Source organism: Streptomyces sp. NPDC045026 (assembly GCF_056432625.1).
In genome coordinates, this window is record NZ_JBWKIS010000068.1 from 1 (window position 1) to 1,743 (window position 1,743).

General features: G+C 70.5%; 1 protein-coding gene. It reads right to left on the reverse strand.

The window, feature by feature from the left end:
- Positions 1 to 1,743, reverse strand: a 1,743-nt coding sequence (locus AC07EJ_RS46045) for an acetyl/propionyl/methylcrotonyl-CoA carboxylase subunit alpha (protein ID WP_478886538.1), incomplete at its 5' end; no start/stop codon positions are given.

A 1,743-nucleotide genomic window follows, 5' to 3' on the forward strand; every position in this document is an offset into this window, starting at 1 on the left:
TCAGTCCTTGATTTCGCAGATGGTGGCGCCGGAGGTGATGGAGGCGCCGATTTCGGCGTTGAGGCCCTTGATGGTGCCGGTGCGGTGTGCGTTGAGGGGTTGTTCCATCTTCATGGCTTCGAGGACGACGACGAGGTCGCCTTCCTTGACTTCCTGGCCTTCCTCGACGGCGACCTTGACGATGGTGCCCTGCATGGGGGAGGCGAGGGTGTCGCCGGAGGCGGCGGGTCCGGACTTCTTCGCGGCGCGTCGCTTGGGCCGGGCGCCGGCGGCGAGGCCGGTGCGGGCCAGGGACATGCCCAGGCTGGAGGGCAGGGAGACCTCGAGGCGTTTGCCGCCGACCTCGACGACGACGGTCTCGCGGCCGGTCTCCTCTTCGCTGTCCGCGTCGGGGGTGGCGGCGAAGGGCTTGATCTCGTTGACGAACTCGGTCTCGATCCAGCGGGTGTGGATGGTGAAGGGGTCGCTGGTGAAGGCCGGGTCGGTGACGACGGCGCGGTGGAAGGGGATGGCGGTGGCCATGCCCTCGACCTCGAATTCGGCCAGGGCGCGGGCGGCGCGCTGCAGGGCCTGTTCGCGGGTGGCGCCGGTGATGATGAGTTTGGCGAGGAGGGAGTCCCAGGCGGGGCCGATGACGCTGCCGGTCTCGACGCCGGCGTCGAGGCGGACGCCGGGGCCGGTGGGGGGTGCGAAGCGGGTGACGGTGCCGGGGGCGGGCAGGAAGCCGCGGCCGGGGTCTTCGCCGTTGATGCGGAACTCGAAGGAGTGGCCGCGCAGGGCGGGGTCGTCGTAGCCGAGTTCTTCGCCGTCGGCGATGCGGAACATTTCGCGGACGAGGTCGATGCCGGCGACTTCTTCGGTGACGGGGTGTTCGACCTGGAGGCGGGTGTTGACCTCGAGGAAGGAGATGGTGCCGTCCGCGCCGACGAGGAATTCGACGGTGCCGGCGCCGACGTAGCCGGCTTCCTTGAGGATGGCCTTGGAGGCGGTGTAGAGCTGTTCGTTCTGCGCCGGGCTCAGGAAGGGGGCGGGGGCCTCTTCGACGAGTTTTTGGTGGCGGCGCTGTAGTGAGCAGTCGCGGGTGGAGACGACGACGACGTTGCCGTGGGTGTCGGCCAGGCACTGGGTCTCGACGTGGCGGGGCTTGTCGAGGTAGCGCTCGACGAAGCATTCGCCGCGGCCGAAGGCGGCGACGGCTTCGCGGACGGCGGAGTCGTAGAGCTCGGGGACTTCTTCGAGGGTGCGGGCGACCTTGAGGCCGCGGCCGCCGCCGCCGAAGGCTGCCTTGATGGCGATGGGCAGGCCGTGTTCGCGGGCGAACGCGACGACCTCGTCGGACCCGGATACGGGGTCCGGGGTGCCGGCGACCAGGGGTGCGCCGGCGCGCTGGGCGATGTGGCGGGCGGCGACCTTGTCGCCGAGGTCGCGGATGGCCTGCGGGGGCGGGCCGATCCAGATCAGGCCGGCGTCCAGGACGGCCTGGGCGAACTCCGCGTTCTCCGACAGGAATCCGTAGCCGGGGTGGATGGCGTCCGCGCCGGAGTCCTTGGCGGCCTGCAGCACCTTCGCCATGTCGAGATAGCTGGTGGCCGGGGTGTCACCGCCCAACGCGAACGCCTCGTCCGCCGCCCGGACATGCGAAGCGTCCCGGTCCGGTTCCGCGTAAACGGCAACGCTCGCGATACCGGCATCCCGGCACGCCCTGGCCACGCGGACAGCGATTTCGCCACGGTTGGCGATGAG